The sequence below is a fragment of the Kitasatospora sp. NPDC004799 genome (assembly GCF_040609095.1).
Classification (GTDB): Bacteria; Actinomycetota; Actinomycetes; order Streptomycetales; family Streptomycetaceae; genus Kitasatospora.
On the sequence record NZ_JBEXJK010000464.1, the window covers coordinates 1 to 6,287 of the forward strand.

The following is a 6,287-nucleotide window of genomic DNA, read 5'->3' on the forward strand; positions in this document are numbered from 1 at the left end:
GTCCGCGGCGGCCGGTTCGTCCCCCTGGAGGGCCTGGCCGGCCGGCGCCGACTCCGGGTCCGGGCCGCCGGGTTCAGGCCCGGGCCGGGTGGGTGAGGGCGTGCCAGGCGGCGTAGCCGCCGAGGAGGTCGGAGACGTCGGTGTGGCCGTGGTGGCGCAGCAGGCTGGCGGCGATGGAGGAGCGGTGGCCGCCGGCGCAGTGGACGACCAGCGGGCGGTCGGTGGGGATCTCGCCCAGGCGGCCGGGGAGTTCGGCCAGGGCGATGTGCAGGGATCCCTCGATGGACCCCGTTTCGCGCTCGCCGCAGGTGCGCACGTCCAGGACGGTCGGGGGCCGCTCGTCGGCGAGGGCGGTGCGGAGCTGGTCGGCGGTGAGGCGGCTGGCGGGGGTGACCTCGTCGGCGAGGGCGGGCAGGGCGTTGCCGGAGTCGCGCAGGTAGCCGGCGATGCGGTCGAAGCCGATGCGGGCGAGGCGGGTGACGACCTCGCCCTCGCGGTCCTGCGGGGCGATGATCGCGATGGCGCTGTCGGGGGTGAGGACGGTGCCGGCCTGTTCGGCGAAGCGGCCGTCGACGGGGACGTTGACGGCGCCGCGGACGTGCCCCGCGCCGAAGTCCTGGGGGCTGCGGGCGTCGAGCACGACGGCGCCCGCGGCCCGGGCCTCCTTGAAGCCTTCGGGGCACAGCGGCCGGGCGGCGTTCGCGCTGTCGAGCAGCGGGCGGTCCTGCCGGTTGAGGGCGGCGTCGTGGCCGAAGTAGGCGGGCGCGACGGACTGTCCGGCGGTGACGATGCGGACGAAGGTGTCCTGGTCCATGGGCCGGCAGGCGTAGTTGGTCAGGCGCTGCGCGCCGATGGTGGACTGGCGGTCGCTGGAGAGGTTCTTGCCGCAGGCCGAGCCGGCGCCGTGGGCGGGGAAGACGCGGACCTGGTCGGGCAGGGCCATGAGCTTGCGGTGGACGCTGTCGTAGAGCATCGCGCCGAGTTCCTCGGCGGTGACGCCGGCCGAGGCGAGCAGGTCGGGGCGGCCGACGTCGCCGATGAACAGGGCGTCGCCGGTGAGCACGCCGTACGGGGCTTCGTCGGTGGCGTGCTCGTGGACGAGGATGCTGATCGACTCGGGGGTGTGCCCGGGGGTCTCCATGATCTGGAGCGTGACGTCACCGAGGGAGATGCGTTCGCCGTCGGTGAGGTGCCGGATCGGGTACTCGGTCTCGGCACGGCGGCCGTAGCCGATCCAGGCGCCGGTGCGGTCGGCGAGTTCGAGGTGGCCGGCCAGGAAGTCGGCGTGGAAGTGGGTGTTGATGACGCCGACGACGGTCAGGCCGCGCGCCGTGGCGTCGGCGAGGTACTCGTCGACGTCCCGGCGGGGGTCGACGATCACGGCCTGGCCGGTGCCCTCGTCGGCGATCAGGTAGGAGGCCTGGGAGAGGCAGTCGAGGTAGTACTGGCTGAAGATCACGGGGTGGTCTCCTCGTCGGGGTCCGAAACGTCTTCTTGATACCCCCCTCGGTATATTTCCGAGCATACGGCCTGCTGGGCCGATACGGGCGGGGGTATGCCGAACGATTTCGATAATACCCCCGGGGGTACTATGGTGGGCATCGAGGGGGAACGGCCGCCGCCACCGATCCGGGTACGGGCGGGGCCGAGGACGCGCCGGCCAGGCCGCCCCACCGGGCCATCGGGCCCGTCCGGCCGCCGCCCGCGCCGCCCGCGCCGCCCCCGATCCGCCGGACCGCTGCGGTCCGGCCTGCACCACTGGAGACACCCATGCCCTTGCTGCCGCACGCCCACGGACCGAACGCGCCAGGATGGAACGCCCCTGGACCCGACACCCCCGCCCGGACCACCTCCGGCCGGACCACCCCCGCCGAGGCCCACGAACTCGCCCGCACCGGCGCCGCCGTCCTGCTGGACGTGCGGGAGGCCGCCGAGTTCACCGCCGGGCACGCCCCCGGCGCACTGCACCAGCCGCTGATCGGGCTGGTCGCCGGTGTTCCGCTGCCGGCCGGGGCCGCCGGCCGGACCGTGCTGGCGATCTGCCGCTCCGGCAACCGCTCCCGGCGCGCGGCGGAGCTGCTCGCCCAGCGCGGCGTCCCGGTGCTGGACGTGGCCGGCGGCATGAACGCCTGGGCGCTGGCCGGGCTGCCGGTCACCACGCCCGGCGGCGGCGCCGGGCGCCTGGGATGACCACGCTGCTGCTGGCGCTCGCCGCCGGCGCGGTGGTCGGGCTCGCCCTGGGCGGGCTGGGCGGCGGCGGCAGCATGCTCGCCGTCCCCGCCCTGGTCTACCTGCTGGGCTTCAGCCCGGCGCTGGCCACCACCGCCAGCCTGGTGATCGTCGCCGCGACCTCGCTGACCGGGCTGCTCGCCCACGCCTGGGCGGGCCGGGTCCGCTGGCGCACCGGCGCGCTGTTCGCGGCCGCCGGACTGCCCGCCGCCCTGGCCGCCGGGGCGCTCTCCACCCGCCTGCCGGGTGCCCTGCTGACCGGCGCCTTCGCGGTGCTGGCGGCGCTCGCGGCCTGGCGGATGCTGAAGCCGCCCAGGGCGGAGCAGCAGGAACGTTCCGCCGCGGGCCCCGGCCGCGCCACCGCGACGGGCGCCGGGCTCGGCGCCGTCACCGGACTGCTCGGCGTCGGCGGCGGCTTCCTCGCCGTCCCGGCCCTGGTCTCGGTGCTCGCCTTCACCATGGCCGAGGCGGTCGGCACCAGCCTGCTGGTCATCACCGCCAACTCGCTCGCCGCCCTGCTGCCCCGGCTCGGGGCGACCGGCGCGATCGACTGGGCCGTGGCCGCGCCCTTCACCGGCGCCGCGATCCTCGGCGCCTGGGACGGCAAGCGGCTGGCCGACAAGCTCAGCGGGCGCACCCTCCAGAAGGCCTTCGCCGTCGCCCTGCTCGCCGTCGCCGCGCTGATGCTGGTCACCACCCTGAGCTGACCACCGCGCCGATGCCGGTCACCACGTCGAACCGGTCACCACTCCGAGCCGATCACCGCACCCCCTCATACCCCACCACCGACACCCCTTCCCGAGAGGACTCCCCCCATGACCACGCCGCTGACCGTCGAGCAGCTCCAGCCCCGCCTCGGACAGCTCACCCTCGTCGACGTCCGCTCCCCCGGCGAGTACGCCGCGGGCCACATCCCCGGCGCCCTGAACGTCCCGCTGGACCGGCTCGACCGCGCCCTGCCCGCGCTGCGCGAGGCCGCCGGGCAGGGCGAGATAGCCGTGGTCTGCGCCGCCGGGCCGCGCGCCGACAACGCCTGCCGCCAGCTGGCGGACGCCGGCATCCCGACCCTCACCCTCACCGGCGGCACCAACGCCTGGGCGGCCGCCGGCCGGCCGCTGGACCAGGTCGCCGGCGCCCGCCGGGTGTGGGCGATGGACCGCCAGGTCCGCCTGGTGGCCGGCTCGCTGGTGCTGGCCGGCCTGCTGGTCGACCTCGCCCTGCCGGGCGCCCGCTGGGTCTCCGCGGCCGTCGGCGGCGGGCTGGCGTTCTCCGCGCTGACCAACACCTGCGCGATGGGCTCGATGCTCGCCAAGCTCCCGTACAACCGGCCCCGCCCCGGCACGCCGAACCTGGACGAGACGCTCGCGACCCTGAAGCGCTGAGCCCGGGCAACCCCGGCCAACACCCGGAACCCGGCGCCGAGCCCGGCACCGTGAAGGTCCCTGCCCACCCCCGTCGGGCAGGGACCTTCACCCGTTCTCCCGGCGATCTCCCGGAAGCCGTCACCGCGCGCCCCGTTGACGTGGCCGTGCCCACCATGTGAAATGTCACCCATCACATGCGATGCATCATAACCCGGATGCCCCACCAGATTTGAACGTTCAAACACCACCCGCCCGCACCACCGACCGGAGGTAGCCCGCCATGCCGCCCCGCCCCCGCGCCGTACCCACCGGTCTCGCCCTCCTGACCGTCCTCGCCGCCCAGGCCCTGGGCGCCGCCCCGGCCCCGGCGGCCGCCGGAGCACCGCTCGTCGACGGCGGCAGCTACCTGCTCGGCTCCGCCCTGGACGGCCGCTGCCTCGGCCCGCAGTACGCCCAGCCCGCCCCCGGCACCCCGGTGGTCGGCGCGGCCTGCGGACGGCTGCTCAGCCAGCGCTGGCAGCTGCGCCGCTCCGGCGCCTACTATCTGCTGGTCAACGCCGCCGACGGCCGCTGCCTCACCCTCGGCGGCCCGGACCGCCGCCCCGCCACCGCCGACTGCGGCAGCTCCCCCGAGGCCGAGCGCTTCACCGTCTCCCGCGCGCCCCGGGGCACCTACACCCTCACCGTCCGCGGCACCGGCGACTGCCTGACCGCCGACCCGGCCCCGGTGGACCACCGCTGCGACCACCGCCCCGCCCACCGCTGGACGCTCACCCGCACCGAGCCGCTGGTCCTCGCCGATCCCGGCTTCGAACAGGGCTCCGCCGCCTGGACGTTCACCGACCACACCGGCACCGCCGCCAACAATCCGCACGGCGGCAGCCGCCTCGCCTACCTCGACGCCGGCCCCGGCCACGCGGTGAGCCAGCAGGTGACCGCCGTCTCCGCGGGTGCCTACGACCTGTCCGCCTGGATCGCGACCGGCGGCGCCGGCGGCAGCCTCTCGGTCAGCGTCAACGGCGCCGTGGTGCGCTCCGTCCCGCTGCCCGAGCAGCCCGTCTACGCGAAGTACACCCCCCCCGGGGTGCCGGTCGCCCCCGGCGACCGGCTGACCCTCACCATCGCCTCCTCGCCCACGGGTTGGGTCAACGTGGACGACGCCGCCGTCGCCCCGGCCGCCCCCAACGACCCGGTGGCCGACTCCTCCGACCCCGAGCTCGTCGCCCTCTTCGACTGGGCCAAGACCAAGGCCAACAGCTGGGTGCAGCAGGCCGGAACCACCGGCGTGCTCGACCAGGACGAGAACCACCCCGGCGGCACCGGCACCACCACCTACGACGCCACCTACTGGGCCGGGTACCCGTTCCGCTCCGCCTTCTACAGCCGCGACTTCTCCCACCAGCTGGTCGGCGCCCACCTGCTCGGCCTGGACGACGAGAACAAGACCATGCTGCGCGGCTTCGCCGCCTCCGCCACCGAGGTCAACCGGCTCTACCCGGTCTGGGCGCTCGACTTCGACGCCCGCAGCTACCTCTCCATCGACTACCGCGGCCCGGACCGCTTCGTCCGCGAGCTGCCCGCCCCGTTCGAGCTCGTCCAGCGGGCCGGCGACGCCTACCGCTGGACCAGCGACCGCGACTACGCCGAGGACCCGGGCCTGGGCCGCTACGTCCGCGACACCCTCGGCCCGTTCGTCGCCGGCCACCCCGGCCCGGTCGACAACGGCGGGGTGCCGATCCCGCAGGCCACCAGCCGCAGCATCTTCGCCGGCACCGCCAGCTACGCCGAGAACGCCACCCGCACCTACGCCGAGGCCGGCGACGCGGTCGGCTCGCAGTACCAGGCCTACCTGGCCGCCGCCCTCCTGGCCGACGCCCGGGGCGACGCCGCCTCCGCCGCCGACCACCGGAAGGCCGCCGAGCGGCTCCGCTCGTACGTCAACTCCACCTGGAGTATGGACGGTTCACAGCCCGGCGAGGTCGTGCACGGCTACGACACCGCCGGAAAGCCGATCACCGGCTGGGGCTACGAGGCGAGCGTGCTGATGCCGGTCAAGCAGCTGCTCGACCCGGGCCCGCGCCGGGACGCCCTCCTCGCCGCGATCGACGCCGCCGACTCCGGCCCGGAGCGCTCGGCCAACCTGGAGGCCTACACCTACCTGCCGGACGCCTTCTTCGCCGGCCACGACGGCACCACCGCCTGGAAGTGGATGCGGCACGTCTACGAGAGCGTCGGCGAGCCGCACGTCAGCGGCGCGATGCTGAACGGCGACTACCCCGAGGTCCCGTTCACCCTGCTCGCCCAGACCGTCCAGGGCCTGCTCGGCGTCACCCCGGACGCCGCCGGCCACGCGCTCGCCACCACCCCGCAGCTGCCCGCCTCGATGGGCTGGCTCCAGGTCGCGGGCATCCCGGTGGGCGGCGGCACGGTGACCGTCCGGCACGACGGCGCGCGGCGCAGCACCGTCACCAACACCGGTACCGAGCCGCTCACCTGGGAGGCCCGATTCCCCGGACGGCACGCCCGCGTCACCGTCGACGGCGAGCCGCGCGAGGCCCGCACCACGACCGTCGACGGCGTGGCCTACACCTGCGCCACCGTGACCCTCGCCCCTGGCGGCTCCGCGACCGCGGCCGTCACCGACTGACCCCCACACCGCACCACCGCGGCCGGCCGGCCCCCCCCGGGCGGCCG

Annotated in this window: 5 protein-coding genes; 4 read left to right on the forward strand and 1 reads right to left on the reverse strand. The window is 75.6% G+C overall.

The annotated features are described in order from the left end of the window. Window positions 1-73 precede the first annotated feature (73 nt). Window positions 74-1,459 carry an MBL fold metallo-hydrolase gene (locus ABZW03_RS35500; protein WP_355267935.1) on the reverse strand — a complete coding sequence of 462 codons (1,386 nt, stop codon included), beginning with the start codon at window positions 1,457-1,459 and terminating at the stop codon, window positions 74-76. A gap of 311 nt (window positions 1,460-1,770) precedes the next feature. On the opposite strand from ABZW03_RS35500, the gene ABZW03_RS35505 reads away from it, so the two are divergent. From ABZW03_RS35505 to ABZW03_RS35520, 4 genes are all read left to right on the forward strand, one after another. Beyond that, the gene (locus tag ABZW03_RS35505; protein WP_355267937.1) at window positions 1,771-2,190 is read left to right on the forward strand and encodes a rhodanese-like domain-containing protein; all 420 of its coding nucleotides are present in this window, start codon (window positions 1,771-1,773) and stop codon (window positions 2,188-2,190) included. Continuing rightward, complete coding sequence (locus ABZW03_RS35510; protein WP_355267940.1) at window positions 2,187-2,936, forward strand: sulfite exporter TauE/SafE family protein; 750 nt, start codon at window positions 2,187-2,189, stop codon at window positions 2,934-2,936. Before ABZW03_RS35505 ends, ABZW03_RS35510 begins: the two co-directional genes overlap by 4 nt. Window positions 2,937-3,044: 108 nt before the next feature. Then, on the forward strand, window positions 3,045-3,611 hold the full coding sequence (locus ABZW03_RS35515; RefSeq protein WP_355267943.1) for a rhodanese-like domain-containing protein: 567 nt from the start codon (window positions 3,045-3,047) through the stop codon (window positions 3,609-3,611). Window positions 3,612-3,873: 262 nt separating this feature from the next. Further along, on the forward strand, window positions 3,874-6,240 hold the full coding sequence (locus ABZW03_RS35520; RefSeq protein WP_355267946.1) for an RICIN domain-containing protein: 2,367 nt from the start codon (window positions 3,874-3,876) through the stop codon (window positions 6,238-6,240). Window positions 6,241-6,287 lie beyond the last annotated feature (47 nt).

Bases quoted from the DNA above. Each gene is read 5' to 3' on its own strand.
- ABZW03_RS35505 (WP_355267937.1), top strand. From the start codon at position 1,771: ATGCCCTTGCTGCCGCACGCCCACGGACCGAACGCGCCAGGATGGAAC.
- ABZW03_RS35510 (WP_355267940.1), top strand. From the start codon at position 2,187: ATGACCACGCTGCTGCTGGCGCTCGCCGCCGGCGCGGTGGTCGGGCTC.
- ABZW03_RS35515 (WP_355267943.1), top strand. From the start codon at position 3,045: ATGACCACGCCGCTGACCGTCGAGCAGCTCCAGCCCCGCCTCGGACAG.
- ABZW03_RS35520 (WP_355267946.1), top strand. From the start codon at position 3,874: ATGCCGCCCCGCCCCCGCGCCGTACCCACCGGTCTCGCCCTCCTGACC.